The sequence below is a fragment of the Acrocarpospora phusangensis genome, assembly GCF_016862995.1.
GTDB classification, from domain to species: Bacteria; Actinomycetota; Actinomycetes; order Streptosporangiales; family Streptosporangiaceae; genus Acrocarpospora; species Acrocarpospora phusangensis.
The window spans coordinates 157,713-182,297 of record NZ_BOOA01000007.1 but is presented as its reverse complement, the minus strand read 5'-3'; the positions used below and the strand labels follow the sequence as shown (position 1 = coordinate 182,297).

The following is a 24,585-nucleotide window of genomic DNA, read 5'->3' as shown; positions in this document are numbered from 1 at the left end:
GGATCTTCACCCCGGCTCCGGGGCAACCCCTCTAACTTACCTTGTCATCCGCTTCGTGTCCAATCACCCTGTTTGGGGTGTTTGATCACATCACAAATGATCGGGTTTCGATCAGTGGGATGGACCGGGGCCCGGCTGCCTTTCGGCCGCCCTGCGCTCCCGGCGCGAAGAGAACATTAGGCAACCGTTCCCGCCCCGTCAAATCGGCGCTCCGCCCCCATGAATTCCCAGGTCAAGGCCGCTGTAATGGCGCCGATCCCGGCTCGCGGATCAGGCGGTCCGGCGGCTTCGCTACACGACTGTTACCGGCGCACCGACAATTCTTGGCCCGGGAAGTTCACGCAGCTCCGCGGCGCGGACCCGATCGGTCCTCGCCTCCTCGGGGCAACCGGCCGCCTCGTACGCCGCCGCCCTGACCTCGAACACCTCCGCAACGCCCGGCGCGAGAGCCGCGGCCAGATAGCAGTCCCCCAGGGCGGCCCCGGCGTCCCCCAGCAGGAGCCGGGCGCGGGCGCGTACCAGATGCACCCGGTGCGCGCCCGGGACGAGGTGCCCGGGGACGGCGACGGCCAGGTCGCAGTCGATCACCGCGCGGACGGCGTCGCCCAGGGCCAGCAGCGCCTCCGCCCGGTCCACCCGTAACTGCGCCGCGTACGCAGGGCATTCGCCCAGCTCGATGACCCAGTCGAAGTCGTCGACGGCGTCCTGCCAGCGGTTCATGCCCAGGAACGCCCGCCCCCGTACGGCGCGGGCCTCCCACTCGCGGGGGTTGAGCAGGAGCGCGCGCTCGGTGTCGGTCCACGCGCCCTGGTGGTCGCCGCGCAGGCCGCGGGCGATGGCGCGGGCGGTGTACCCGCGCGAGGTGAGCTTGGCGATCAGGGAGGCGGTCGCGTCCGCCTCGGCCTCGGCGTGGCGGCCGAAGCGGCCCAGCAGCAGGGATCGCCGGTAGTGGGCGTCGGCGAGGTCGTCAGGCCCGAGTGGCCCTTCGATCGCGATGGATAACTCGGCCAGCGCGCCCGCGTGGTCGCGCATCTCGCCGAGTGCGATTCCCCGCCGCAGGCGTACCTCGGGAGTGAGGTCGCCGGCGGCGAGGAGCCGGTTGCACTCGAGCAGTTCGGCCATGACCGTGCCCAGCCGGGTCACGTCCTGTTCCACGTCCATCGTTCCGCCTTGATCGCCGTCCGGGGAGGGGTTGCCCAACCGTAGGCGTCCGGCGCGCGGACTTCTGTGAACGAATACGCAGAACGCTCAGTTGATCTCGATGCCGCCGATGGTGCGCTTGCCCCGGCGGAGCACCAGGAAGCGGCCGTGCAGCAGGTCGTCGGCGGACGGCACGTACTCCTCGTCGGTGATCTTGACGTTGTTGAGGTACGCGCCGCCCTCCTTGACCGCGCGCCGGGCCTCGGACTTGGACTTGACCAGCCCGCTCTCCGCCATCAGATCGATGTACGGCCTGCCCAGCCCCGCCACCTCCGCCCGCGGCACCTCGGCCAGCGCCGACGCCAGCGTGGCCTCGTCCAGGTCGGCGATGGAGCCCTGGCCGAACAGGGCGCGCGAGGCCGCCACCACCCGGGCCAGCTCGTCGGCGCCGTGCACCATCGTGGTCAGGTCCTCGGCCAGCGTGCGCTGCGCCTCCCGGGCGAACGGCCGGTCGGCGACCGCCTTCTCCAGGTCCTCGATCTCCTCCCGGGTCCGGAAGGTGAACACCTTGAGGAAGCGGATCACGTCCCGGTCGTCGGCGTTCAGCCAGTACTGGTAGAACGCGTACGGCGAGGTGAGCGCCGGGTCCAGCCACACCGCGCCGCCGGCCGTCTTGCCGAACTTGGTGCCGTCGGCCTTGGTGATCAGCTTGCCGGTGAAGACGTGCGCGTGGGCGCCCTCCACCCGCCGGATCAGGTCCACGCCGGCGATGATGTTGCCCCACTGGTCGCTGCCGCCGAGCTGGAGCGTGCAGCCGTACCGGCGGTAGAGCTCCAGGTAGTCGTTGGCCTGCAGGATCTGGTAGCTGAACTCGGTGTAGCTGAGGCCCTCGCCGGCCAGGCGGGCCGACACGGACTCGCGGGCCAGCATGCGGTTGACCGGGAAGTGCTTGCCGATGTCGCGCAGGAAGTCGATGGCGGACATGCCGGCGGTCCAGTCCAGGTTGCTGACCAGGGTGGCGGCGTTCTCCCCGCTGAAGGAGAGGAACTTCTCGACCTGCACCCGGATCCTGGCCACCCACTCCTGGACGATGTCCTCGGAGTTGAGCGCCCGCTCGGTGCTGCGCCCGCTGGGGTCGCCGATCAGGCCGGTGGCGCCGCCGACCAGGCCGATCGGGCGGTGCCCGGCGCGCTGGAAGCGGGTCAGGATGAGCAGGGTGGCGAGGTTGCCGACGTGCAGGGAGGGCGCGGTGGGGTCGAAGCCCGCATAGACGGTGATCGGACCCTCGGCCAGTGCCGCGCGGAGGGCGTCGGCATCGGTGGTCTGCGCGGTGACGTCGCGCCAGTCGAGCTCATCGAGGATGTCGGTCACGGTCCCTGTTTCCATTGCTCGTCGGGTCGAATCGTTGTCGTTCGGTTCAAGCCTGCCTGATCACGGCACCCTATCGCCACTTGATACCGGGAGCTGAAACGTTCACCTGCCGCTCGCGCGCGGGCATCGGATGTCTCCTGGTTAGGGACCTGCCGGCGGCTGCCCGCCGATCCGGGAACCGGGCAGGATAGCGCTTTCCGAAAAGTTTCAGTACATGGTGGTGATCCCAGTCCCCCACAGGGAGGGCACATGCGTACGCAATCGAAGCGCTTCGCGATCATCGGGATGATCGCGCTGGCGGCGGCGTCCACGGGACTCACCGCCCGGGCCGCCGCCGCCCCCGGGTGCCGGGTCGACTACAGCGTCTCGACCCAGTGGTCGGGCGGCTTCACCGGCAACGTGACCGTCACCAACCTGGGCGATCCGCTCAACGGCTGGCGCCTGGTCTGGACGTTCACGGCCAGCCAGGTGGTCTCCCAGGCGTGGAACACCACCCTCACCCAGAGCGGCTCGCAGGTCACGGCCGCCGACGCCGGGTACAACGCGGCGCTCGCCACGGGAGCCGGGGTGACGTTCGGCTTCAACGCCTCGTGGAACAACTCCAGCAACCCGGTCCCCCCGTCGTTCGCCCTGAACGGCACGGTCTGCACGGGTACGGTCCCCAGCAGCAGCCCCAGTAGCAGCCCGAGCACCAGTCCCAGCACCAGCCCGAGCCCGAGTGCCAGTCCGAGTGCGAGTCCCAGCACGAGCCCGAGCCCCGGAACCAGCCCGATCCCCGCCGGAGCCAAGCAGGTCGAGGACCTCGACCGCGGCGTGATCAGCGTCAGGTCCGGGAGCTCCAACCTGGTCTCGTGGCGGCTGCTCGGCACCGAGACCTCCGCGACCACGTTCAACGTCTACCGCGGCGGCAGCCTCGTGGGCACGGTCAGCAACTCCACGAACTACCTCGATTCGGCCGCGGCGGACGCGTCGTACACGGTGCGGGCGGTCGTCGGGGGCGTGGAGCAGGCCGCGTCGCCCGCGTCGCTGCGGTTCACCGGCGGGAACTACCTGGACGTGCCCATCCAGCCGCCGGGCGGCGGCACCACGCCGTCGGGCGAGGCGTACACCTACGCCGCCAACGACGCGAGCGTGGGCGACCTGGACGGCGACGGCGACTTTGAGTTCGTCCTGAAATGGGACCCCTCCAACGCCAAGGACAACTCCCAGTCCGGCTACACCGGCAACGTCTACGTCGACGCGTACACGCTGAGCGGGACCCGGATGTGGCGCATCAACCTGGGCCGCAACATCCGCGCCGGCGCGCACTACACCCAGTTCCAGGTGTACGACTACGACGGCGACGGCGACGCGGAAGTCGCGATGAAGACGGCGGACGGCACGACCTCCGGCACCGGCCAGGTGATCGGCAGTTCGAGCGCCGACCACCGCAACTCCTCCGGCTACGTCCTGGCGGGTCCCGAGTACCTGACCATGTTCGACGGCAGGACCGGCGCGGCGCTGTCCACGGTGAACTACGAGCCGGCGCGCGGCACCGTCTCCTCCTGGGGCGACAACTACGGCAACCGGGTGGACCGGTTCCTGGCCGGCACCGCGTACCTGGACGGGACGAGGCCGAGCCTGATCATGTCGCGCGGGTACTACACCCGGACGGTGATCGTCGCCTGGGACTTCCGCAACGGCACGCTGACCCGGCGCTGGACGTTCGACTCCAACTCCTCCGGCAGCCAGTACGCCGGGCAGGGCAACCACCAGCTGTCGGTGGCCGACGTGGACCAGGACGGCCGGGACGAGATCGTCTTCGGCTCGATGACGATCAACGACAACGGCTCGCCGCTGTGGAACACCGGTCTCGGGCACGGCGACGCGCTGCACGTCGGCGACCTCAACCCCGGCCGGGCCGGCCTGGAGGTGTTCAAGGTGTCGGAGGAGACCGCGCGCCCGGGTTCGTGGTTCGCGGACGCCCGTACCGGCCAGGTGCTGTGGCAGACGGCGAGCGGCGCGGACAACGGACGCGGCGTCTCGGCCGACGTCTGGTCCGGCAGCGCCGGGGCCGAGTCGTGGTCGGCCAGCGACACCACGCTGCGCAGCGCGACCGGCGCCTCGCTCGGCCGGGAGCCCTCCTCGATCAACTTCCTGGCCTGGTGGGACGGCGACCCGGTACGCGAACTCGTGGACGCCACCCGCGTCGACAAGTACGGCACCGGCGGCGACACCCGCCTGCTGACCGCCTCCGGCGTGCACTCCAACAACGGCACCAAGGCCACACCGTCGCTGTCCGGGGACATCCTGGGCGACTGGCGGGAGGAAGTGGTCTGGCCGACGACGGCCAACACGGCACTGCGGATCTACGCGACCACCTCGGTCACCGACCGGAAGATCCACACGCTGGCGCACGACCCGATGTACCGGGTGGCGATCGCGTGGCAGAACACCGCCTACAACCAGCCGCCGCATCCCAGCTTCTACATAGGCGATGGGATGGCCACTCCGACCAGGCCGAACGTGTACGTCCGCTGAACCTCATGCTCCGGCTCCACGCTCTCGGGCCGTGAGTGGGCCGTGATCTTGGTCGGCGGGCCGTTCCAACGCCCTGTCGACCAAGGTCCGCATCCGCTGCTCCGACTTCGGCATCAAGTGCGCGTACGTCTTCAATAGGAGCACTCCCCCATCGGTGTGCCCCAGCCACTCCGCGACCGCCTTCGGGTTCTCACCCTCGGTCAGCAGCAGGCTCGCGAAGTAATGGCGCATCGCGTGCATGCCGTGCTCTCGATAGGCGGCCCCGCGGCTCTCCGCCCGGGGCCGCTTGAGCGCCTCCGGCGGCAAGTCCTGCTGGATCGACAGCGCGGCGACATCCTCGCCGCTGCGAATCCGCGCCAGCACCGCGGTCACGTGGCTGTCCGGCATCCGGCTCACGTAGGCCGGCAGGGACCGCGGCCGGGACTCGCTCTCGATGATGCCGATGATCTGCTTCGCCTCCTCGGGGCTCGCCCCCGCGGCGATCAGCAGCCGCTCCTGGAGCGGCGGGACGATGCCGACCTCTTCCAGGGCATCGTGCCACGACTCGTTGATCCGGTCCTTGTGTATCGCCCCGCCGTACGCATTGCCCGGCATGCTGAAGTAAAGGCGTGCGGTGTGCGGCTCCCCGTCCGGGGACCGCCACGGCAGCGTCACCGTCACGGGCGGGAACGTCGTCGCGTGGTCGTCCAGGGCGCGCTTCACGCTGGCCGGCAACGGCATCTGGCGCGTCTTGTTGCCCTTCGGCGCGGAGAAGAACAGCTTCCCGCGCAATACCTTTATCTGTCGCTGGACCGTCACCACCTCGTGCAGCTGGTCGACGTCGTCGGGCGAGAAGCCGAGGATCTCCCCTTGGCGTAACCCGAGCCCGGCGCCCGCGTCGACCATCGCCCCGAAGCGGGCGGGCAGCGCCTCCCGCATTCCGTGCACCTGCCCGGCCGTCCAGGGCACGATCTTCTTGCGGGTCGACTCCGGGAGGACCACGGCCGAGGACTGGACCGGGTTCTTGGCCACCACCTCGTCAGCGACCGCGACGGCGAACACGGTCCCGACGTGACGCATGATCGTCTCGATGTAGGTCGGCGCGAGCCCGGCCGACTCCAGCTTGCGCACCAGGGCCTGAATCATGCTGGGGCGCTTGGCCAGCTGCCCCAGCTCCCGGCCGCCGATGTGCGGGTAGACGTGGCCGGCGAGCCGGGACCGCATGGTCTCCCTGGTGGAGACGTCCAAGGTCCGGTTCTCGACGACCTCTTCCGCGAACTTCTGGAAGGTGACCTTGCCCGCGTCCGGGTCGATGAAGGTGCCCTTGAGGAGATCGGCCTCGACCTGGATCTTCCGGTTCTCCGCGTCGGCCTTGCGCTCGAAGGACTCGTTGTCCTCCTTCCCGTCAGGGCCGATGTAGCGGAGCCGCCACCGCTTGCCTTTCCCGTAGCGCGCCGGGTCACGCTCCATGACGGGCTTGCCGTTCTTGTAAATGTACTTACCATCTGGTCCGCGCGCTTTCCGCATCCAGCGGTCTTCTACATGCGCCACCTATCCACCATCCTCCCTCACGGAACCAGACTTGCCGAGGACAATCGCCTGAGCAAAATCGGATGCCAGGCTTACCAATTTCTCGGTAATCCATCCGATCTCGACATCGCTGAGGCTGTGCGAGAACACCAGCGGTAGCATCACGTGGCGGCTCTGCGGAGGTTCTGGACTATTCGGGATGGGAACGGGAGCAGCCGCATCCTTGCGCAATTCGTCGAATGCAGCCTGCCGTCCAGCCGACAGCTGGGATCTATCCACGATGTCGAGAAGGTCGAATCCTCGCCATCGTCGAACTTCCTCGGCGATCTCGGCGAATTCGCGGAACTCTAGCCCGTCGAACAGCGCGGTTGTGAACTGAGCGGCACCTACGTTGGTCGTAAGGTCGCGCTCGATGACACGTGCGAGGAAATCGTGAAACGCAGCTCTGCGCCTCTCGGACACACGCTCGAAATCGCTTAGCCCAGATTCGTGTTCGCGGAGATCCGTGGTCAGATCCTTCACGACTTCCCGAAGCTCATCCGCCTTGACCTCGTGTATGGCTTTTTGTACTTGATCTCCTCTCGATTCAGCGGAACCGACTCCTTGTAGCGTTTCTTCGAGCACCTTCTCGGCGTCGGTTACTCTATGCTGGGCCATTCGGAATGATTGCGTGAGAATTGCCAGGTTGTCATATTCCCAAATGATCACCTTAAGAATGATCCGAAAGGACCAATCCGAGAGAATTGTTCGCGGCGGCGAAGCTGCCCTGATGGCTTCCTCGCTGCCAGTGCGCCATCCCAGTGCCCGTTCGATCTGACGCCAGGTCCTGGCCTCTTCGACTCGGTCGCCTTCGACATTTCTGAAGGTGCTCTTTGCCACGCCTGCCAGCCATGCGGCAGCGTCCTGCGACAGCCCCAGCTGCTTGCGGCGCTCAAGTACGTACTCACCGAGCGTCTTCGTCGCTCTCACCTCTTCTGCCATGCGGCAAACCGTACCGACCTAGAAGGCTCCTGTTACCTGCGATGTCACATCTCGGATGTTGCCACCGTACTTGACATACGACCTGGTGGCTAGCCAGCCAGATGGCAGCCGAGATGCACAGTGGTTGAAGATCGTCCAGGCAGATGTGCTGCAAGTTAACACTCGAACTGCCAACTCGGATGGCAATTGAGGTATCAACTGTGGCAGACTGCTGGCTGTGGCAGTGAAAGCTGATACCTACCGAGGCCGTTACCGCCTCAACGCGCACGCACTTCGCGCTTTTCGGCGCGTCATCGGCATGACTCAAGTTGACCTCGCCACCGCGAGCGGCACGCACAACTCCTTCATCTCCAGGCTCGAACGCGGTGAGCGGTTCGGCTGCACGCACGAAGTCGCCAGGAGCCTGGCTGCCGCACTCGGCGTCCCCACGGAGGCTCTGATCGCCGCCCCCCTCACCCAGTCCAAGCCCAGGAAGGCCAGATGAAGACTTCCAAGGCCCAGGCCGCCGTTCAGCCGCCTGCGGGCACCCGTGCCGCGCGCCCCGCTGATGACAAGCTCCTCCTGCTGCCGGAGATCGCCAAGTACATCCGGCGGGAAGAGGAGACCATCCGGTGGTGGCGCAAGACCCGTCGCAAGGACGCTCCCCCCGTCTGGAAGCAGGCCGGTCGTCTCGTAGCTTGGCGGTCTGAGATTGATCTTTGGCTCGACGCCCAGCGCGACGCTGACATGCAGGACGCCGGGACGGCGGCGTAGATGGCCGCCGTCCCCGCCCTGTTCGAGTTCGACGGCGAACGGTTCCCCGTCGTACCGATGCCGAACGGAGATCTCGGTCTCCCACTGCGCCGGCTGACCGTGCCGGTTGGACTCGACCCTGACGGGCAGCGCAACCTGATCAAGCGTTCTGCCTGGTCAAAGGGCCGTACGGACAACATGTACGTGCAGCTTCCGGGCGATACTCAGGTGCGCGAGCACTTCGTCATCAGCCACAGGATCGTCCCGATGTGGATCGCGAACATCGAGACCGGACGCATGGCCAACCAGAGCACCCGCGAGCGCATCGAGCGCTGGCAGGTCGAGTTCGCCGACGCCCTCTACGACTACGTGTTCAACGGCGGCGCCATCAACCCGCGCGCCACCACCGATCAGCTCGCCGACATCATCGGCCGGGCAGAAGCCCAAGCGCGCGTCCTGGCCAGCCTCAAGGGTGTTGTGAACTCGGACTGGCTGGACGCCAAAGGCCGCCACGTCGCCGCCCTGGCCCTCGGCATGGAACCCGACATCGACCCGGCCAGCCGGCCGCTCACGGTCGGCGAATACCTGGAAGGCCGAGGCATCACTGGAGCCCAGCTGCGCAGTCTGTCGCCCGGCTTCGGGAAGCGGGTGAAGGCCGCCTACCGCGCGCGGTACGGCGCCGAGCCAGGCAAGGTCGATCGGTTCGTCGATGGGGCGCTGCGTGCTGTGGCGGCCTACACCGAAGCCCACCGTCCTCTGTTCGATCAGACGTGGCGGCAACTCCTGGGAGCCGGATAGCCGTTCCGTCTTCCTTGCGCCCGGCCACCCTCCCGGCCACCCTCCTGGGCGCTCCCTGGCGTTCACGGGCGCCGGAACATCCGCCTTGTCCTGCTACCCAAGGGGATCCCATGAGCAGCCCCATAGGCGCCGTGCCCGACGACGCCACCCCGCATCCCGGCTACCGGCTTCAGGTCCCCGTCGCGTGATGGGGATCCGACTCGTCGCCGAGGTCCTCGACAACGCGCCCACCGACCTGACGCCCGCCGAGCGGCTTCTGCTCGTGGCCCTGGCCGAGGACGCACGCGACGAGACCCGCGTCTGCTGGCCCGGCATGGACAAGCTGGTCCGCCGTACCGGCCTGCAACCCGACAGCATCCGGCGCGTCTTCCAGCGCCTCGCCAAGCGAGGCCTTGAGGTCCGGGTGCCGATCGGCATGGACAAGCAGGGCCGACCGCAGTTCGCCCGGGAGCACGTGCAGACGAACTACCGGCTTCCGGTCCTCGTAAGGCGGGACGTGGATCCCCCCTCGGAGGCGGGACCAGGATCCCCCCTGAGTGGCGGGACTGTGGTCCCCCCTGAGAGCCGGGACGAGAATCCCTCCACGCTGTTCGAGGCGGGACCACAGTCCCCCCCGGAGGCGGGACCACAGTCCCGCCCATCCCCTCAACCCCCTCACAACATAGAAGAGAAGAACACTTCTTCTCGTCCCGGATCGACGAAGAGGGCGCAGAAGCGCGACGAGCCGCCGCGCCCAGACGTCGAGCAGCTCTGCGAGCGGCTGCTGGCCTGGCTGGTGAAGAAGGACTACCGGGGACGCCCGGAGAAGGTCACCGACGCATGGCGGACCGAAGCCCGCCTGCTCTTGGACAAGAACAAGGCCCCCTTTGAGGAGGCTCTGGCCGTCCTCGACTGGTCGCAGCAGGACTTCTTCTGGCGGAAGAACATCCACGGCATGCCGAAGTTCCGCGAGCAGTACGGCCGCCTCGAATTCCAATCCCGCGATGATCGCGGCGCCACCTCAGCCCGCCCCGGACAGGGCCACCGTGCCCCAGGGGCCGACCCCCGCAAGTACGCGGAGGAGGACTACCATGACCCACGATTCTGAGAACCACCGGCCCATACGCGTCCCGGATCACCCCGAGGATTGCGACGGCAACGGCTGGGTTCACCCCGAGAGCGGCGGCGGTGCATACCGCTGCCCCGCCTGCGACTCCCAGAGGGTCCTACAGGCGCTCGGCGGCTTCATCCCGCCGCGGTTCCACAAGCCGATCGCGATGCCCCCCGAGATCTACGACTGGACCCAGAAAGGCCGCGAGGCGGAAGGCCTGTACATCTGCGGAAACGTCGGGACCGGCAAGACCCACACGGCGTACACGGCCCTCGCCGCCTGGTGCCTGGCCACCGGCACCGCGCCCACCCACGGCGGGATCTCCAACAACTACGGCGAGACCACCCGCTACCGCCCGACGGTCGTGTTCATCCGAGCGACCACCCTCTTCGACGAACTCCGGCCCGGCAACCAGCCCAACCGCCAGCTGCTCGTGGACTGCCAGCGGGCCGCCCTGCTCGTCATCGACGACATCGGCGTGGAGAAGCCGTCCGAGTTCACCGCCGAGAAGCTCTACGAGATCGTCGATGAACGGTACGCGCAGGCCAGGCCGCTCATCGTCACCTCCAACCTCCCGCCCAGGTCGCTCGCCGACCAGGTCGGGGAGCGGGTCGCGTCCCGCTTCGCCGAGTCCTGCCTGATCGTCCCCATGACCGGCGCCGACCGGCGCAAGTCCGCCTGAAGGGAATGCCCATGACCACCACCGACACCGAGAACGAGTACGTGAACCCGTACAGCCGTGCCCAGGAGGAGCGAGCCCTTGAGATCGCCGGGTACACCATCGTGCCGGACAGTCTCATCTGCCCCCGGATCGTCGCCGGGCTGGAATGCCAGCGGCGGGACTGCATGTGCAAGTCCGGCCACGCGGTGTACGACCACGCCCGGATGTGGCGCGACAAGGAAGGCAACTACGTCCTGACCAGCGAGCCGTACAGCGTCCGAGGCCGGGAGATCGCCGCCTTCTCCGCCGACGTGCAGGCCCTCGGGCTGGAGGTCGCCCTGTTCGGCCAGTCCTTCTGGAATCCGGGCAACACGCTGCTCATCAGGGTCACGAAGGCCGAGGAGGCGGACTCACGGCGGCTGTGCACCATCCCCACCGAACGCGGGACGCTCTGCCTCAACGACGTCCTCAGCGACGCCGAAGGGACCATCGCCATCTGCGGGCACCACGCCGCGGCCGTGGTGGAACTGGTCAACGGACGCCCGCAGGGATGAACAACACAACGGCCGCCCCCGCTGTCATCGGGGGCGGCCACCCCACACCATCTCACGCCAGGGGAGGAACCATGACGGCGAACACCAGCAGCGGACCCGATGTGCAGTGGGAGGGCAGGCCCTGGGGTGAAGCCCTCGCCGAACACCTGGAGGCCCAGCAAGCCCTCCAGCCGATGGCCCCAGACACGTTCGCCTACTGCCGCGCCCTGGCCCAGTTCTGCATCGACTATCGGCTGATCTCCGGACTCGGCCGCAAGCTCAACTGGTTCGGCTTCGGAGAGGTCCCCCTCGCTTTCGCCGACGACCCGCCCCCGGGCGAAGAGGAGGACATGCTCAAGACCCTGATCTGGCTGGAGGACTTCGTCGAGGTCTCCGGCATCGGCCACGGCGAGCTCGTCAGCTTCTGGCTCGCCGAAGAAGCCGACGACCGCGAGGACATCTACGGCTTCAGCTTCGTCGACAGCGACCTCGGGCCGGTGACGCGGCGCCTGTTCGGCCACTCCGCCGCGATGCGCGCCATGGTCCAGCTCAGCCCGTGGCACAAGGAGTTCTACGAGGCCACGAAGGAACTCATGAGCCACGCCCTGATCAAGAGCGGGCTCGGGGAGGCGCTGCTCGCCGGCGGCGGCACCGGCTTCACCGCGCTGGCCACCGTGACCGACGAGAGCGGCCAGGCCGTCAGGGTGAGCATGAGCATCGACCACTTCCGCGAGGGCGACCAGATGCCCATGATCCGGTCCCCGTTCGACGACGCCCCCGAGGGTGAGATCATCCCGATCGCCGACCTCTGCCAGCAGTACGAGGTGCACCGCACCAGCGACGCCGTCCAGAGCTTCCTCGGCCCGCAGGTCAGCGAAGAAGAAGCCCTCCAGATGGCGTTCCGCGGCCCGACCGGTGCGCTGCCGTCCACACCCGGCGCGGAAGGCGAGTGATGACCCCGGAGCAGCGGGCCGCGGCATGGCAGGCCATCCACGACAGCCTCACCGGCCGCGAGCACGGCAGCGACCGCATCACCGCCACCAACATCATGCGCGCCACCAGTTGCACTCGGGCCGAGGCGTACGCCGCCATCACCGCGGCCATCCGCGCCGGCCACCTCCTCGCCGACCGCGTCCCCCGAGGCAGAGGACAAGGCACGTACCAGCAGCTCCGCCTCAACCCTGCGAGGAACCCCATGAACGACTCCACCACGCCGCCCAGCACGGGCATCACCATCACCGGCCAAGCCCTCATCCTCCGTCCCGGAGACACTCTCATCCTGGTCAGCCGGGCACCCGTCACCGACTACGAACTCGACCAGATCAAGACCCAGGTCAAGGCTCGTCTCGATCTCGACGTCGCCATCATTAACAGCGTCGACCAGATCGCCGCCTACCGGCCTGGCCCGGAGGGGCTCCATGTCCACCTCCCACCCGCTGCACAACCCCCAGCCGAAGGGGCTGCGTGGAAACACTGGTGTGGACGCATCAACGAGGGCACCTGGAACCCCCGCGCCACCTGCGGATGCCTCGTCGTGGTCGAACACGCCGACGAGGTCGAGGCCCTATACATCCTCACTCCGCTGCCCCCGGAGAAGCCATGACCGACCCGTCGAACCCTTCAGAGCAGCCGAACCCGTCCAAGCCGAAGTGCTCCGCCCGCAAGACCAACGGGAAGCCGTGCGGCCGGTACCCGGTGGCCGGGGCGACCGTTTGCCCTGCACATGGTGGTCGGGCGCCCCAGGTGAAGCGTGCCGCTGTCCGACGTCTGGCCGCGGCCGAGTGGGGGCGCTCCTTCGGTGAGCCACTCGGGGACGGGGACCCCACGGAGACGGTGCTCAACGAGATCCGGTGGACTGCTGGGCACGTCGCGTGGCTGCGGGACCGGGTGGCCGAGGTCGAGCCGGAGGCTCTCATCTGGGGCGTCTCCACGGAGGTGGACCGCCAGTCCGGCGAGTTCCCTGGCCTGGACATCACCCGCGCGGCGAAGGCGCACGCATGGCTGGAACTGTACGGCCAGGAGCGGGATCGCCTCGTCCGCATGTGCAAGATTGCCCACGACATGGGGATCGCCCAGCGCCAGATCGAACTCTCCGAGCGGGTCGGGGACCTCATCGCCGCCCTGCTACGCGCTGTCCTCGACGAGCTCGGCCTGTCCCCGGAGCAGTGGGAGAAGGCCAACCAGGCCACCATCCGGCACCTGCGCCTCATCGCCGGATCCCTGGAGGGCTGATGTCCGTCACCACCGACCGGATCCTCGCCGCCGCCCTGAAGCATGCCGGGGGCGAGTTCGCCCGTGACGCCGAACTTGGGCGGCTGCTGTGGTCGGTCGAGAGCGGCCGGCGGTGTCACATCCGCGAAGAGGACGGCATGGTGCTCACCCTGTCGGGCGGCGGCCTGCCACAGATGGTTCACGAAGTCGTCCGTGTCCGCCGCTCCGCACCAGAGCCAGGCGATCCCGTACGGCACTCCTACCGGCCGCGGGGCTCCGCTGCGGAGATCTTCCGGCGTGAGGACGACGAGCTGCTCCTGTCCGGCCCGGCCGGCACGGGCAAGTCGCGTTCGACGCTGGAGCGGGTACTGCTGCTGGCCCTCATGCATCCGGAGATGCGGGCGCTGATCGTCCGCAAGACCATGGTGTCCCTCGGCTCCACCGGCCTGGTGACGTGGCGGCAGCATGTTGCGACAGAGGCGATCAAGACCGGGGACGTGGAGTGGTACGGCGGATCCCAGCAGGAGGCCGCCGCCTACCGCTTCTCGAACGGCAGCGCGGTCGTGGTGGGCGGCATGGACAAGCCGCAGAAGATCATGTCCAGCGACTACGACATCGTGTTCGTGCAGGAAGCCATCGAGCTGAACGTCGAGGACTGGGAGGCCATCACCACCCGGCTCCGCAACGGAAAGCTGCCCTTCCAGCAGCTACTCGCCGACTGCAACCCGTCCGCGCCCGCCCACTGGCTGAACCAGCGGTCCGAGCGCGGCGACACGGTCATGCTGTTCAGCCGGCATGAGGACAACCCGGTCCTGTTCGACGACGACGGCCAGGTCACCCCCTTCGGCGCCGACTACATCGGCAAGCTCGATCGGCTCACCGGGGTCCGGAAGCTACGGCTGAGGTACGGCGTGTGGGCGGCGGCCGAGGGCCTGATCTACGAAGACTTCGACCCTGCCGTACACCTCGTCGACCGGTTCAACATCCCGGACTCGTGGGTGCGGTGGTGGTCGATCGACTTCGGGTACACCAACCCGTTCGTGCTCCAGTGCTGGGCGGAGGATCCCGACGGCCGGCTGTTCCTGTACCGGGAGATCTACTACACGAAACGCCTGGTCGAAGACCATGCCCGCACCATCCTCCGCCTCGTCCGTGCCTGCGAAGAGTGCTGCGACTCTGAGGCCGACGAACATGACTGCCACACCTGCAAGGACTGCAAGCTGGTATGGACCGAGCCCCGGCCGCGGGGGGTCATCTGCGACCACGACGCCGAAGACCGGGCCACACTCGAACGCCACCTCGGCATGTCCACCAAGGCCGCCAAGAAGTCCAAGAGCGACGGCATCCAAGCCGTTCAGGCCCGGTACCGCCTGGCCGGCGACGGCAGGCCGCGGCTCTACATCCTGCGGGACAGCCTGGTCGAGCGTGACCCCGAGCTGGACGACGCGCGTAAGCCGTGCAGCACGCCGGAGGAGATCACCGGCTACGTCTGGGACAGCACCCCCGGGAAACCACCGAAGGAGACGCCCGTCGACAAGGACAACCACGGCCAGGACGCGAAGCGATACATGGTCGCTGAGAAGGACCTGAAGCGCCGCCAGAACATCCGCCGCCTCTGACCGGTCATCATGAATGCGGAAGGGCCCCGGCAGCCACCAGGACCCTTCAAGGCGTAGGCCTCCGCGTACGCGCTCAACACCCCGAGCGTACAAGGAGACCCACGTGAAGCGATCCCTGTTCGATGCCATCAAGCCCGGCGCCGTCCTGGTCATCGCCGGACTCGCCTGCCTGGTGGCTGCCGCCTGGACCTGGAACATGACCGCGGGCCTGGCTGCTACCGGCATCGCCTGCCTGTACACCGAGTGGGCGTCGCGATGAGCGCGCTCTCCCTCCGCAACCCCCTCGACGCCGCACGGCCGGCGAACAAGGCGCCGGTCCCCTACGTCAGCCGATCCGCCTCCAGCGGGTTCCTCGGCATGGCCGCCACGCAGACCAGCGATGCCGTCGCGCACATGACCGCGTACGGGACCAACGGCACCCTATTCGCCATCGTGGACGCCAACGCCCAGGCGGTCGCCTCCGCGACATGGCGGCTCTACCGCAAGGCCAAGTCCGGGCTCAAGGAAGACCGCGTCGAGGTGACCTCGCACCTCGCGCTCGACCTGCTTGCGGAGCCGAACGACTTCTTCACGGGGTTCGAGTTCCGGGAGGCCATCAGCCAGCACCTGCAGCTCACGGGCGAAGGCTGGTGGGTCATCTCCCGGGACGAGCGGGTCCGCTCCATCCCGCTGGAGATCTGGCCGGTGCGGCCGGACAGGATGGCGCCCGTCCCGTCGCGGGAGAAGTTCATCGCGGGGTACGTGTACACCGGGCCGGACGGCGAGAAGGTGCCACTGGAGCTGGACGAGGTCGTCTTCATGCGGCTCCCCAACCCGCTCGACCCGTACCGCGGACTCGGCCCCGTGCAGGCGATCCTGACCGACCTCGACTCGGCCCGATACGGCGCCCAGTGGAACCGGAACTTCTTCCTGAACAGCGCCGAACCCGGCGGCATCATCGAGTTCGACGAGGGACTGGACGACGAGGAGTTCGAGCAGCTCCGCGAGCGCTGGGACGAGCAGCACCGCGGCGTCTCGCGGGCGCACCGGGTGGCGCTGCTGGAGCGCGGAAAGTGGAAAGATCGCAAATTCACGATGCGGGACATGCAGTTCACCGAGCTGTCCGAGCTGTCCGACGAGAAAGTCCGCAAGGCGTTCCGCTTCCCCAAGCCCCTGCTCGGCTCCGTGGACGACGTCAACAGGGCAAACGCCGAGGCTGGGGAGGTCGTCTTCTCCCGCTGGCTGGTGAACAATCATCTGACACGGTGGCGGAGCGTCCTGAACGCCCGCTACCTGCCGCTGTTCGGCGCAACCGCCGTCGGCCTGGAGCTGGACTTCGACGACCCGGTCCCACCCGACGCCGAGGCCCAGAACGCGGAGCGGGAGTCCAAGGCCACCGCAGCGAAGACGTACGTCGATGCGGGGTACACGGGCGACTCGGTGAAGGCCGCCCTGGACCTGCCCGACTCGCTGGTGTGGGAGAAGCGGTCCGCGCCGCCGGCCGCGCTTCCGCCGGGCCCGGCGCCGGTCACGCCGGAGGATGTGCTGGCCCGAGCGCGTGCGACGTGGGCCCGTGTGCCTCGCCGTCGGCGGCCGCGCGCCGCGGCGGACGACGACCAGGAGGAGGCCCGAGCGGACTGGGAGCAGCTGCTCGACGAGCTCCTGTCGGACTGGGCAGAGGTCAGCGCGGCACAGCGCGAGGCCTTGGCCGAGCAGATCGAGGAGATCGTCAACTCGGGCGATCCTGAGCGGCTGGCCGAGCTGACCGTGCCGACCGAGGAGGCCGCCGCCGTACTCACCGCGGCGATGATGGTGCAGGCGTACGCCGCCCAGCAGCGCATGGCCGCGATGGCGGAGGAAGCGGGCGAAGACGTCGAGGCCATCGACCCGGCCGAGGAGGACGGGCCGCTCGCCGAGGCGCTCGCCGCAGCCGCGCTGCTGATCGTGCTCCTGCTGGCCTCCGCACTGGCCACGCTCGCGGCCCGGCTCGCCTGGTGGTTCTGGTCGGAGGGCGAGTCCGGGGAGTCCGTCGCCGAGGAGGTCGACGAGCAGTTGGCCGCGCTGAAGCAGGCCGAGCTCCGCCGTCAGCTCGGGTGGGCGCTGTGGCAGGCCGAAGGTGAAGCCAGGTGGGAGATCCTCGCCCGCATGGACTGGGACTACCTGGAGGCGGTCGAAGAGGACGACACATCGACTTGCAGGCCTTGTGGCATCATTGACGGCAAGCGCTTCACCACGATAGAAGACGCGCGAAGGGCCTATCCCAAGGGTGGCCACGTTTACTGCCTCGGACAGCTGAGCTGTCGGGGCAACGTGGAACCACGGTGGGAGGCCCCGGGTGGATCGCAGGAAGGCCCGTAGGGCACCGCGCGCGGCCGTTCGACCGGCGCCGACGACTTCAGAGCCTGGCCGGACATGGTTCCGGTTCGAGAACTTCGTCCGCCCGGACACCACGGCCATCTACCTGTTCGACGAGATCGGCTATTGGGGTGTCCTGGCCAGCGACTTCGTTCGTGAGCTGGCCACCGTGTCCGCGCCGAACGTCGAGCTGCACATCAACTCCCCCGGCGGCGACGTCTTCGAGGCGCTCGCCATCTACAACGCGCTCCGTCAGCACCCCGCCAACATCGTGGTGATGATCGACGGGCTGGCCGCTTCGGCAGCCTCGTTCATCGCCCAGGCTGGCGACCGGGTCGTCATCGCCCGCAACGCCACCATGATGATCCACGAGGCGTCCGGGCTGTGCGCCGGCAACTCGGCGGACATGCAGCAGATGGCGGAGGTCCTGGACGGCATCTCGGCGAACATCGCCGACGTCTACGCCCAGCGGTCCGGCCGCCCGGTCGAGGAGTGGCGCAACCTCATGCGCGCGGAGACCTGGTACCACAACGGGGCCGACGCGGTCGCGGCCGGCCTCGCTGACGAGGTCGATGAGGAACAGGACGTCGAAGACGACGTGGCCGAGCCGGGCGACGCTCTGGCGGCCCAGCTCGATCGTCTTCGGCCGGCAGCACGCGCAAACGTGCCCGCGCTGCTGCCCCCGCCCGCACGCCCTGCCGCCGTTCTCCCAGGTCCGGCGGCTGGAGCTGTGGAGGTGCCGCCGCCGTCTCCCTCCGGCCAGGCCGCCGGCGGCGGCACCGTCGTGAACATACGTGTGGCGGGATCGATCCGGGGCGAAGCGGACATCGCTGAGGCCATCCGCGCCGCCCTGACGTCCTCCTCCGGCCGGGCTAAGTCCGGCCCCATCGAGCGCGCCGAGGACTCCTGGGCCGATCAGGTCGCCCACCTCCTCACCCCACCAGAAGACGACTGGGCCGCCCGGACGGCTGGCCTGCTCACCCCCGCAACGGAGGCACTTCAGTGACCAAGGTTCTGACTCCGGGGCAGCGCCACCGGCTGGAAAGCCTCGGCATCCCCCACACCAAGTTCGGCCGCGTGCTCAACCGGGCGACCGCGATCCCGCCCAAGGACGTGCCGATCCCGGCCAACTCCGAGGAACTCGCCGAGATGATCGGAGACCCCGGCCGCCTGGCCCCGGTCATCGCCAACCCGAAGGCGTTCCAGGACTTCGTCGAGGCGTACGCGCAGAAGCAGCAGGGCGAGGGCACCGAGCTGCGTCAGATCGTCCAGACCGAGCTTCAGCGCGAGCTGCGCAACCTCATCAAGGACAAGGAACTCGACGGCGACAACGTCGACCGGATCAAGCGGCTCAACCTGGACCCGCAGACCAAGAACCGCAACCGCGGCGGCATGCTCACCTCCTACGGGCAGGGCGCCACGCCCAGCCCCACTGCCCCCGGCGCGGCCCTCGACGGCCAGTTCGCCAACGCGCTCGACTTCATCAAGGCGATCTGGCACCGCAACACCAGCCCTGAGGCCGAGGACAAGCGGAAGCTGATCCTTAACGCCGCCTCGTCGGTCTCCCCGGCCGACGGCGGCTTCCTGGTGCCGGAGCGGATGCGCGCCCAGCTGATGGAGATCGCCCTGGAGATGGCGGTCGTCCGCTCCCGCGCCACCGTCGTCCCGATGGACTCCTCGCGGGTGCCGTTCCCGACGATCGACGTCTCCAGCAACGCGTCCAGCCTGTACGGCGGCATGATCGCCTACTGGGCGGAGGAGTCGGCGCTGCTCACCGAGTCCGAGCCCGAGTTCGGCCGGGTCATGCTGGACGCCAACACCCTCACCGGCCTGAGCGTGGTGCCGAACCAGCTGCTCCAGGACTCCTTCGTGAGCTTCGTGGCGCTGATGGAGCGGCTGTGGCCGAAGGTCCTCGCCTTCGAGGAGGACGCGGCGTTCATGACCGCGAACGGGGTCGGCAAGCCCCTCGGCTGGATGGGCGCCGGCAACCCGGCGGCCATCGCGGTCGCGGCCGACGCCGAGCAGGACCCGGACACGATCGTCTACGAAAACGTCGTCAACATGTACGCGAGGATGCTCCCGTCCTCGCTCAACTCGGCGGTGTGGGTCGTCTCGCCTGACGCGATCCCGCAGCTGTACACGATGGCCCTGTCCGTCGGCACCGGCGGCGCTCCCGTGCTCGTGGTGAACGCGGCTGGGCCTGGCCCCGCCACCCTGCTCGGCCGTCCGATCATCGTCAGCGAGAAGGCCGGCCGCCTCGGCGAGCGCGGCGACATCGCCTTCGCCGACCTGTCCTACTACCTGATCGGCGACCGGTTGGCGATGACCGCCGACAGCTCCTCGGACTACCGGTTCGGCCACAACCAGACCACGTTCAGAATCGTGCAGCGGGTCGACGGCCGCCCGTGGATCCAGAACGCGATCACGCCGCGCAACGGCGGCAACAGCCTGTCCCCGTTCGTCGAGCTCGCGGCCCGTTAAGGAGATTCCGGCATGGCAAGCACAGAAGGGCTGGGGCGGCTGTTCAACGTCGTCCCCCAGGCCAACGGGGTGCACATCCCGCTGAGGGGCGCGTCCGGTGTGACGTTCGTCTGCTTCGAGGACGACGGCTCCCAGGTAGTCACCCTCAAGGAGAGCGTCAACGGCCTGTCCGAGCAGAACCTGGCCGTCATCAGCAAGGTGTACAAGGCCCCGGGTGTGGGCGGCACGTGGACGAAGGTGACGCAGAACGCGGCGGCCACCTTCGACCTCGCCGACGACACCACCAACGACGCCATCGCCATCTACGTCGGCGCCGACCAGCTCTCGGACGGCTTCGACTGCGTCGAGCTGACCAACGATGGCGGTAACCCGGTCATCGCGATCATCCACGACCTGCACTCGCAGCGGGCCCCGGAGCGACTCCCGCGGAGCGTCGTCTAATGAGCGCCCTGATCAAGAACAACGAGATGCGGTCTGTCCTGCTGGGGCGGCGTGCAGCCAAGACGGCGGGGTTCACCCAGAACGCTGGCACGGATCTGTTCGCGGTGACGGGCGGCAGGGTCATCCTCACCAGCCTGGTGGGCCAGGTGTCCACGGTGATCCCCAACACCGCGAGCCTCACGATCAAGCTGCAGCACACACCCTCCGGCGGTTCGGCCGGGGACCTGTCGGCGGCGACGGTGATCACGGCGGACGCCGTCGGCACCTTCTACTCGCTGACCACGGGCATCGCCGCAGACCTGCTGTCGGAGCAATCCCCGGCCGGGTCGGAGGCGCCGACGGTGACGTTCGCGCCGCTGCTGCACGTGCCGCTCATCCTCCCTGTCGGCGTGCTGCGGGTCCTGTGCTCGGACCATGCTCCGGGCGCGGGCGCGGTGCAGTGGACGGCGACCTGGTTCGGGTACGACGGCGCGTCGAAGCTCGCGGCGGCCTGACCGTGCTGTGGGTGTGCGCCGACTGTACGACCGCCTACGCGGTCGGCCTCGGCGCATGCCCGCACTGCGGTTCTACCGACTGGTATGAGGAGGGCAAGGTGCCGAAGGTCCACAAGGATCGCGGTCCGACGTACGCGCAGGACATCCCGGCTGGGCCGGACGGCGACGTGAGGGTGCCGCCTGAGGTGTCCGAGCCCGGCCGGGAGCCGGAGCGGGCTCCGTTCGGCGATGACATGACCGCGGCTCCAGGCCCCGGTCCGGCGGTCATCCCGCCGAGTGCGCCGCTGGGACCGCCGTACGGCGACCACAAGGTGGAGGAGCTCCGCGCCGAGCTCGCGCGCCGCCAGCTGCCCACCGCCGGCAACAAGCGCGACCTCATCGAGCGACTCGAACAGGACGACGCGAGCAAATGAGCTGGGAGCAGCTGGCCGACATCGCCGCCGAGGCGCAAGCCCTCCGGGAGGAGGAGGCGTCCCGGGCGCCTGAGCGCTGCCCGAACGACGCCATCCTCCTGGTGCTCAACGGCGAGACGGGTGTCCTCGGCTGCACCTTCTGCGGGTACCGCTACGAGGGCGGTGCCTGATGTTCGTCACGCCGGTCTACTGCACCAGGGAGCAGGTCAAGCGCGCCCTGGACGTCGCGGAGACCGCGCGTAGCAACTCCCAGATCGACCGGGCGATCGGCTCCGCGAAGCGGACCGTAGAGTCGACGACGCGCCGGCGCTTCTACCCGTGGACGGGCACCCGCTACTTCGACTGGCCGCAGAAGTACAGCCGCAGTTGGCGGTTGTGGCTCGGCCCCAACGAGGTCATCAGCGTCGACTCCATCGTGTCCGGCGGCGTCACCCTCGACCCCGAGGACTACATCCTCCGCCGCAGCGACGGCCGGGACGAGCCGCCGTACACCTCGATCGAAATCAACCTCGCCCGGTCCGCGTCCTTGCAAGCCGCCGCCACCCACCAGCGGGCCATCGAGGTCATGGGCGTGTACGGGCACAGCGCCGACGAGTCTCCGGCCGGCACCCTCGCCGCCGCGCTGGCCAGCACCACGGCGGCCACGGCCACCGTGTCGGACTCGACCGTCGTCGGCGTGGGCTCGCTGATCCGGATCGGGTCGGAGCGGATGATCGTGTCCGGCCGCAGCATGGCGGACACCGGGCAGAACCTGGGCGGGAACCTCACCGCGCTCAACAACGGCACGCTCGTCGCGGTCAGCTCCGGGGCCGCGTTCTCGGCCGACGAGGTCATCCTGATCGACGCCGAACGAATGCTGGTCGAGGACGTCGCGGGCAACAACCTGATCGTCCGGCGAGGCTGGGACGGCTCCACTCTCGCGGCCCACACTTCCGGCGCGGATGTCTACGCCGGGCGGGCGCTGACCGTACGCCGCGGCGTCCTCGGCACTGAGGCGGCCACGCACGCGCAGGCGGATGCGGTCGCCGTGCATGAGCCGCCCGAGCTGGTCCGGGACTTCTCTCTCGCGCTGGCGCTGAACCAGCTGCTGCAGGAGCGCTCCGGCTACGCGCGGGTGTCTGGGTCGGGTGACCACCAGAAGGAGTTCACCGGCCGCGGCCTGAAGGAACTCCGCGCCGACGTGATGCGCGCCTACCGGCGGCTCAGGGTGGGGGCGGTGTGATGGACGTCCAGATCAAGGTCAGCATCTCCGGGCCGCTGTTCGACGGGCGGGCGGTCCGCGCCGTCGCCGACTATATCGACGCCGCCAAGAAGGACGTGGGACAGCAGGGCCTGGCCAACGTGCACCTGCTCCTCGACCGGTCGCTTCGGAACCCTACGGGCCGCTACGAGTCGGCCATCACCGTGCAGGCCATGGGCGGCGACGTCGTGGTCCACGACCGTCAGGTGATCTACGGCTGGTGGTTGGAGGGCATCGGCTCTCGGAACTATCCGAAGACCCGCTTCCGCGGCTACCACTCCTTCGAGCGCGCCACCGGCATGCTCCAGCACCAGGCTCGGCCGCTCGCGGAGCGCATCCTTCCGAGGTACTTGGAGCGGATGCGATGAGCCTGGACCTGGAGCCGATGCGGGACGCGCTGGTGTCGCATGCGATGGCGTGCGGGCACTTCGAGACGGTCAACAAGCACGAGTCCGTGAACGCGGTCGGCGCCGGCCTGCACGCGGACCTATGGGGCCAGCACATCCAGCCAGTGCAGGCGATGTCGGGGCTGTCGTCCACGAGCGTGCGGATCCTGTTCTTTCTGCGCATCAAGACCAGCGCCGACGCTGAGCCGCGCGATGACATCGATCTGCTGCTGATGAACGCGCTCACTCACCTGATGGGCCTGTACACGGCGGACTTCGAGCTGGGCGGGGCCGTCTCCTACATCGACCTCATGGGCGAGCACGGCATCGGCCTGGCCGCCGACCTCAACTACTTCGAGCAGGACGAACGGCTCTACCGGGTGGGGGACATGGTGATCCCGCTGATCTGCACCGACGTATGGGAACAGGGAGGCTGAGGCATGCCGAAGGGTCCAGGGTTCGGGGACAGGCTGTTCGTCTCCGGCTACGACTTCGCCAACGACATCGGGAGCATCTCCCGCATCGGCGGCGGCCCCGCCCCGCTGATCGTCACGGGCATCGACAAGGAGGGCCAGGAGCGGATCGGCGGGAAGATCGACGGGGAGATCGCGCTCCAGGCGTTCTTCAACCCCGATGAAGGCCGGGCGCACCCGGTGTTCTCGGCGCTGCCGACCGGAGACCAGGTCCTCTCCTACTGCCGCGGCACCACGCTGGGCAACCCGGGCGCCGGCCTGGTGGCCAAGCAGATCGACTACCCGGGCAACCGCGCCGCCGATGGGATGTTCACCTTCGACGTGAGCTCGCTGGCAGCCGCAGGGTTCGGCGTGGAGTGGGGGCGTCAGGGCACGCCCGGGGCGCGGACGGACACCGAGGCGACCGACGGCGACTCGATCGACGACGGCGCGGCCACCGAGTTCGGCCTGTCGGCCTACCTGCACGTGTTCGACCTCGACGGCGACGACGTGACGATCGGCATCGAGGAGTCATCCGACGACGGCGGCGCCGATTCGTGGGCGGCCGTGGTGGGCGGCGAGTTCGCCGAGGTCACCGCGAGTCACTCCTACGAGCGCATCTCGACCGCTGCTGATTTGACGGTGGAGCGCTACCTGCGGGTCGTCAGCTCCGGCACGTTCACCAGCGTGAGCTTCGCCGTGCTCATCGTCCGCCACCTCACCGCGCCGGAGTTCTAATGCAGCCGCATCGACGCCCCCCGCTCATGCCCGTAGAGGCCTACCAGACGTTCAGCATCCTGTCCCCGTCCGACCGCATGATCCGCTACGCCTGCTCGCAGGTCGGCTGCGAGCAGTGGCGCAACGGCTGGATCACCCGCGTGGACGAGTCCACCCCGCTCGGCAGGGAGCAGGCCACCTACATCCGCCACTGGGCCGGGCGGACCTTCAAGGAGTCGAAGACCGGCGCCGGCATCACCGTCTTCACCTTCGCCAGCGGACAGCGCTGCTTCCGCGAGCACGAGACCCGGCCGCAGACCTTCCTCACCCGGGTCGGCGACTGGCGGGACAACCTCGGCCTCATCCGCCGCCACACCCGGGCCGCGGACTGGGTGGAGGACTTCGCGCTCCACCAGGACGCGCTCGCCACCGAGTTCAACCGCGGCTGACCAGCACGAATCT

Annotated in this window: 28 protein-coding genes; 24 read left to right on the top strand and 4 right to left on the bottom strand. The window is 68.6% G+C overall.

The genetic code is table 11. The features are described from left to right. Window positions 1-291 precede the first annotated feature (291 nt). Window positions 292-1,161, bottom strand: coding sequence for a tetratricopeptide repeat protein (locus Aph01nite_RS06610; protein WP_204039846.1), 870 nt, complete (start codon window positions 1,159-1,161; stop codon window positions 292-294). Between the two features lie 87 nt (window positions 1,162-1,248). Next, window positions 1,249-2,511 (bottom strand): tyrosine--tRNA ligase, encoded by a 1,263-nt coding sequence (gene tyrS / locus Aph01nite_RS06605; RefSeq protein ID WP_204039845.1) that lies wholly within the window; start codon window positions 2,509-2,511, stop codon window positions 1,249-1,251. A gap of 249 nt (window positions 2,512-2,760) precedes the next feature. On the opposite strand from tyrS, the gene Aph01nite_RS06600 reads away from it, so the two are divergent. Beyond that, on the top strand, window positions 2,761-5,031 hold the full coding sequence (locus tag Aph01nite_RS06600; RefSeq protein ID WP_275418671.1) for a rhamnogalacturonan lyase family protein: 2,271 nt from the start codon (window positions 2,761-2,763) through the stop codon (window positions 5,029-5,031). Between the two features lie 3 nt (window positions 5,032-5,034). Here Aph01nite_RS06600 and Aph01nite_RS06595 read toward each other — a convergent pair whose 3' ends face one another. Both Aph01nite_RS06595 and Aph01nite_RS06590 read right to left on the bottom strand, forming a co-directional pair. Further along, complete coding sequence (locus Aph01nite_RS06595) at window positions 5,035-6,480, bottom strand: tyrosine-type recombinase/integrase (protein ID WP_204039844.1); 1,446 nt, start codon at window positions 6,478-6,480, stop codon at window positions 5,035-5,037. A gap of 81 nt (window positions 6,481-6,561) precedes the next feature. Then, a complete protein-coding gene (locus Aph01nite_RS06590) occupies window positions 6,562-7,521 on the bottom strand; it encodes a hypothetical protein (protein WP_204039843.1) in 960 nt (319 codons plus the stop codon). Window positions 7,522-7,738: 217 nt separating this feature from the next. On the opposite strand from Aph01nite_RS06590, the gene Aph01nite_RS06585 reads away from it, so the two are divergent. The 23 genes from Aph01nite_RS06585 (at window position 7,739) to Aph01nite_RS06475 (ending at window position 24,572) form a co-directional block, all read left to right on the top strand. Next, entirely contained in the window at window positions 7,739-8,005 is a 267-nt protein-coding gene (locus Aph01nite_RS06585; RefSeq protein ID WP_307836764.1) for a helix-turn-helix domain-containing protein, read from the top strand. Then, entirely contained in the window at window positions 8,002-8,274 is a 273-nt protein-coding gene (locus Aph01nite_RS06580; protein ID WP_204039841.1) for a helix-turn-helix transcriptional regulator, read from the top strand. The genes Aph01nite_RS06585 and Aph01nite_RS06580 overlap by 4 nt, the downstream gene beginning before the upstream one ends. Beyond that, the gene (locus Aph01nite_RS06575) at window positions 8,275-9,051 is read left to right on the top strand and encodes a phage antirepressor N-terminal domain-containing protein (RefSeq protein WP_204039840.1); all 777 of its coding nucleotides are present in this window, start codon (window positions 8,275-8,277) and stop codon (window positions 9,049-9,051) included. It begins immediately after the preceding gene. 187 nt (window positions 9,052-9,238) lie between these two features. Beyond that, window positions 9,239-10,138, top strand: coding sequence for a helix-turn-helix domain-containing protein (locus Aph01nite_RS06570; protein ID WP_204039839.1), 900 nt, complete (start codon window positions 9,239-9,241; stop codon window positions 10,136-10,138). Further along, on the top strand, window positions 10,122-10,823 hold the full coding sequence (locus tag Aph01nite_RS06565; RefSeq protein ID WP_204039838.1) for an ATP-binding protein: 702 nt from the start codon (window positions 10,122-10,124) through the stop codon (window positions 10,821-10,823). The genes Aph01nite_RS06570 and Aph01nite_RS06565 overlap by 17 nt, the downstream gene beginning before the upstream one ends. Window positions 10,824-10,834: 11 nt before the next feature. Then, complete coding sequence (locus tag Aph01nite_RS06560; RefSeq protein ID WP_204039837.1) at window positions 10,835-11,356, top strand: hypothetical protein; 522 nt, start codon at window positions 10,835-10,837, stop codon at window positions 11,354-11,356. A 71-nt stretch (window positions 11,357-11,427) separates the two neighbouring features. Continuing rightward, window positions 11,428-12,288: a hypothetical protein gene (locus Aph01nite_RS06555; protein WP_204039836.1), complete on the top strand. Its 861-nt coding sequence runs from the start codon at window positions 11,428-11,430 to the stop codon at window positions 12,286-12,288. Further along, window positions 12,288-12,938: a hypothetical protein gene (locus Aph01nite_RS06550; RefSeq protein WP_204039835.1), complete on the top strand. Its 651-nt coding sequence runs from the start codon at window positions 12,288-12,290 to the stop codon at window positions 12,936-12,938. Before Aph01nite_RS06555 ends, Aph01nite_RS06550 begins: the two co-directional genes overlap by 1 nt. A gap of 140 nt (window positions 12,939-13,078) precedes the next feature. Next, window positions 13,079-13,567, top strand: coding sequence for a hypothetical protein (locus Aph01nite_RS06545; RefSeq protein WP_204039834.1), 489 nt, complete (start codon window positions 13,079-13,081; stop codon window positions 13,565-13,567). Further along, window positions 13,567-15,165: a phage terminase large subunit gene (locus tag Aph01nite_RS06540; RefSeq protein WP_204039833.1), complete on the top strand. Its 1,599-nt coding sequence runs from the start codon at window positions 13,567-13,569 to the stop codon at window positions 15,163-15,165. Before Aph01nite_RS06545 ends, Aph01nite_RS06540 begins: the two co-directional genes overlap by 1 nt. A 103-nt stretch (window positions 15,166-15,268) precedes the next feature. Beyond that, on the top strand, window positions 15,269-15,424 hold the full coding sequence (locus Aph01nite_RS06535; protein ID WP_204039832.1) for a hypothetical protein: 156 nt from the start codon (window positions 15,269-15,271) through the stop codon (window positions 15,422-15,424). After that, complete coding sequence (locus Aph01nite_RS06530; RefSeq protein ID WP_204039831.1) at window positions 15,421-17,502, top strand: phage portal protein; 2,082 nt, start codon at window positions 15,421-15,423, stop codon at window positions 17,500-17,502. Before Aph01nite_RS06535 ends, Aph01nite_RS06530 begins: the two co-directional genes overlap by 4 nt. Further along, window positions 17,480-18,505 (top strand): head maturation protease, ClpP-related, encoded by a 1,026-nt coding sequence (locus Aph01nite_RS06525; protein WP_204039830.1) that lies wholly within the window; start codon window positions 17,480-17,482, stop codon window positions 18,503-18,505. The genes Aph01nite_RS06530 and Aph01nite_RS06525 overlap by 23 nt, the downstream gene beginning before the upstream one ends. After that, on the top strand, window positions 18,502-19,980 hold the full coding sequence (locus tag Aph01nite_RS06520) for a phage major capsid protein (protein ID WP_204039829.1): 1,479 nt from the start codon (window positions 18,502-18,504) through the stop codon (window positions 19,978-19,980). Before Aph01nite_RS06525 ends, Aph01nite_RS06520 begins: the two co-directional genes overlap by 4 nt. 12 nt (window positions 19,981-19,992) lie before the next feature. Further along, complete coding sequence (locus Aph01nite_RS06515; protein WP_204039828.1) at window positions 19,993-20,421, top strand: hypothetical protein; 429 nt, start codon at window positions 19,993-19,995, stop codon at window positions 20,419-20,421. Further along, on the top strand, window positions 20,421-20,915 hold the full coding sequence (locus Aph01nite_RS06510; RefSeq protein ID WP_204039827.1) for a hypothetical protein: 495 nt from the start codon (window positions 20,421-20,423) through the stop codon (window positions 20,913-20,915). Before Aph01nite_RS06515 ends, Aph01nite_RS06510 begins: the two co-directional genes overlap by 1 nt. Next, window positions 20,861-21,328: an SAP domain-containing protein gene (locus Aph01nite_RS06505; RefSeq protein WP_204039826.1), complete on the top strand. Its 468-nt coding sequence runs from the start codon at window positions 20,861-20,863 to the stop codon at window positions 21,326-21,328. The genes Aph01nite_RS06510 and Aph01nite_RS06505 overlap by 55 nt, the downstream gene beginning before the upstream one ends. Further along, window positions 21,325-21,498, top strand: coding sequence for a hypothetical protein (locus Aph01nite_RS06500; RefSeq protein ID WP_204039825.1), 174 nt, complete (start codon window positions 21,325-21,327; stop codon window positions 21,496-21,498). The genes Aph01nite_RS06505 and Aph01nite_RS06500 overlap by 4 nt, the downstream gene beginning before the upstream one ends. Then, window positions 21,498-22,550 (top strand): hypothetical protein, encoded by a 1,053-nt coding sequence (locus Aph01nite_RS06495; protein ID WP_204039824.1) that lies wholly within the window; start codon window positions 21,498-21,500, stop codon window positions 22,548-22,550. The genes Aph01nite_RS06500 and Aph01nite_RS06495 overlap by 1 nt, the downstream gene beginning before the upstream one ends. Then, the gene (locus Aph01nite_RS06490; RefSeq protein ID WP_204039823.1) at window positions 22,550-22,936 is read left to right on the top strand and encodes a hypothetical protein; all 387 of its coding nucleotides are present in this window, start codon (window positions 22,550-22,552) and stop codon (window positions 22,934-22,936) included. The genes Aph01nite_RS06495 and Aph01nite_RS06490 overlap by 1 nt, the downstream gene beginning before the upstream one ends. Further along, window positions 22,933-23,391, top strand: a complete 459-nt coding sequence (locus tag Aph01nite_RS06485) for a hypothetical protein (RefSeq protein ID WP_204039822.1) — start codon at window positions 22,933-22,935, stop codon at window positions 23,389-23,391. The genes Aph01nite_RS06490 and Aph01nite_RS06485 overlap by 4 nt, the downstream gene beginning before the upstream one ends. 3 nt (window positions 23,392-23,394) lie before the next feature. Further along, window positions 23,395-24,144, top strand: a complete 750-nt coding sequence (locus Aph01nite_RS06480; protein WP_204039821.1) for a hypothetical protein — start codon at window positions 23,395-23,397, stop codon at window positions 24,142-24,144. A gap of 26 nt (window positions 24,145-24,170) precedes the next feature. Then, the gene (locus Aph01nite_RS06475; protein WP_204039820.1) at window positions 24,171-24,572 is read left to right on the top strand and encodes a hypothetical protein; all 402 of its coding nucleotides are present in this window, start codon (window positions 24,171-24,173) and stop codon (window positions 24,570-24,572) included. The last annotated feature ends 13 nt before the right edge of the window (window positions 24,573-24,585 follow it).

Bases quoted from the DNA above. Each gene is read 5' to 3' on its own strand.
- Aph01nite_RS06490 (WP_204039823.1), top strand. From the start codon at position 22,550: ATGGACGTCCAGATCAAGGTCAGCATCTCCGGGCCGCTGTTCGACGGG.
- Aph01nite_RS06570 (WP_204039839.1), top strand. From the start codon at position 9,239: ATGGGGATCCGACTCGTCGCCGAGGTCCTCGACAACGCGCCCACCGAC.
- Aph01nite_RS06550 (WP_204039835.1), top strand. From the start codon at position 12,288: ATGACCCCGGAGCAGCGGGCCGCGGCATGGCAGGCCATCCACGACAGC.
- Aph01nite_RS06580 (WP_204039841.1), top strand. From the start codon at position 8,002: ATGAAGACTTCCAAGGCCCAGGCCGCCGTTCAGCCGCCTGCGGGCACC.
- Aph01nite_RS06495 (WP_204039824.1), top strand. From the start codon at position 21,498: ATGTTCGTCACGCCGGTCTACTGCACCAGGGAGCAGGTCAAGCGCGCC.
- Aph01nite_RS06560 (WP_204039837.1), top strand. From the start codon at position 10,835: ATGACCACCACCGACACCGAGAACGAGTACGTGAACCCGTACAGCCGT.
- Aph01nite_RS06540 (WP_204039833.1), top strand. From the start codon at position 13,567: ATGTCCGTCACCACCGACCGGATCCTCGCCGCCGCCCTGAAGCATGCC.
- Aph01nite_RS06500 (WP_204039825.1), top strand. From the start codon at position 21,325: ATGAGCTGGGAGCAGCTGGCCGACATCGCCGCCGAGGCGCAAGCCCTC.
- Aph01nite_RS06515 (WP_204039828.1), top strand. From the start codon at position 19,993: ATGGCAAGCACAGAAGGGCTGGGGCGGCTGTTCAACGTCGTCCCCCAG.
- Aph01nite_RS06575 (WP_204039840.1), top strand. From the start codon at position 8,275: ATGGCCGCCGTCCCCGCCCTGTTCGAGTTCGACGGCGAACGGTTCCCC.
- Aph01nite_RS06555 (WP_204039836.1), top strand. From the start codon at position 11,428: ATGACGGCGAACACCAGCAGCGGACCCGATGTGCAGTGGGAGGGCAGG.
- Aph01nite_RS06530 (WP_204039831.1), top strand. From the start codon at position 15,421: ATGAGCGCGCTCTCCCTCCGCAACCCCCTCGACGCCGCACGGCCGGCG.
- Aph01nite_RS06590 (WP_204039843.1), bottom strand. From the start codon at position 7,521: ATGGCAGAAGAGGTGAGAGCGACGAAGACGCTCGGTGAGTACGTACTT.
- Aph01nite_RS06480 (WP_204039821.1), top strand. From the start codon at position 23,395: ATGCCGAAGGGTCCAGGGTTCGGGGACAGGCTGTTCGTCTCCGGCTAC.
- Aph01nite_RS06565 (WP_204039838.1), top strand. From the start codon at position 10,122: ATGACCCACGATTCTGAGAACCACCGGCCCATACGCGTCCCGGATCAC.
- Aph01nite_RS06600 (WP_275418671.1), top strand. From the start codon at position 2,761: ATGCGTACGCAATCGAAGCGCTTCGCGATCATCGGGATGATCGCGCTG.
- Aph01nite_RS06510 (WP_204039827.1), top strand. From the start codon at position 20,421: ATGAGCGCCCTGATCAAGAACAACGAGATGCGGTCTGTCCTGCTGGGG.
- Aph01nite_RS06475 (WP_204039820.1), top strand. From the start codon at position 24,171: ATGCCCGTAGAGGCCTACCAGACGTTCAGCATCCTGTCCCCGTCCGAC.
- Aph01nite_RS06485 (WP_204039822.1), top strand. From the start codon at position 22,933: ATGAGCCTGGACCTGGAGCCGATGCGGGACGCGCTGGTGTCGCATGCG.
- Aph01nite_RS06610 (WP_204039846.1), bottom strand. From the start codon at position 1,161: ATGGACGTGGAACAGGACGTGACCCGGCTGGGCACGGTCATGGCCGAA.
- Aph01nite_RS06595 (WP_204039844.1), bottom strand. From the start codon at position 6,480: ATGGAGCGTGACCCGGCGCGCTACGGGAAAGGCAAGCGGTGGCGGCTC.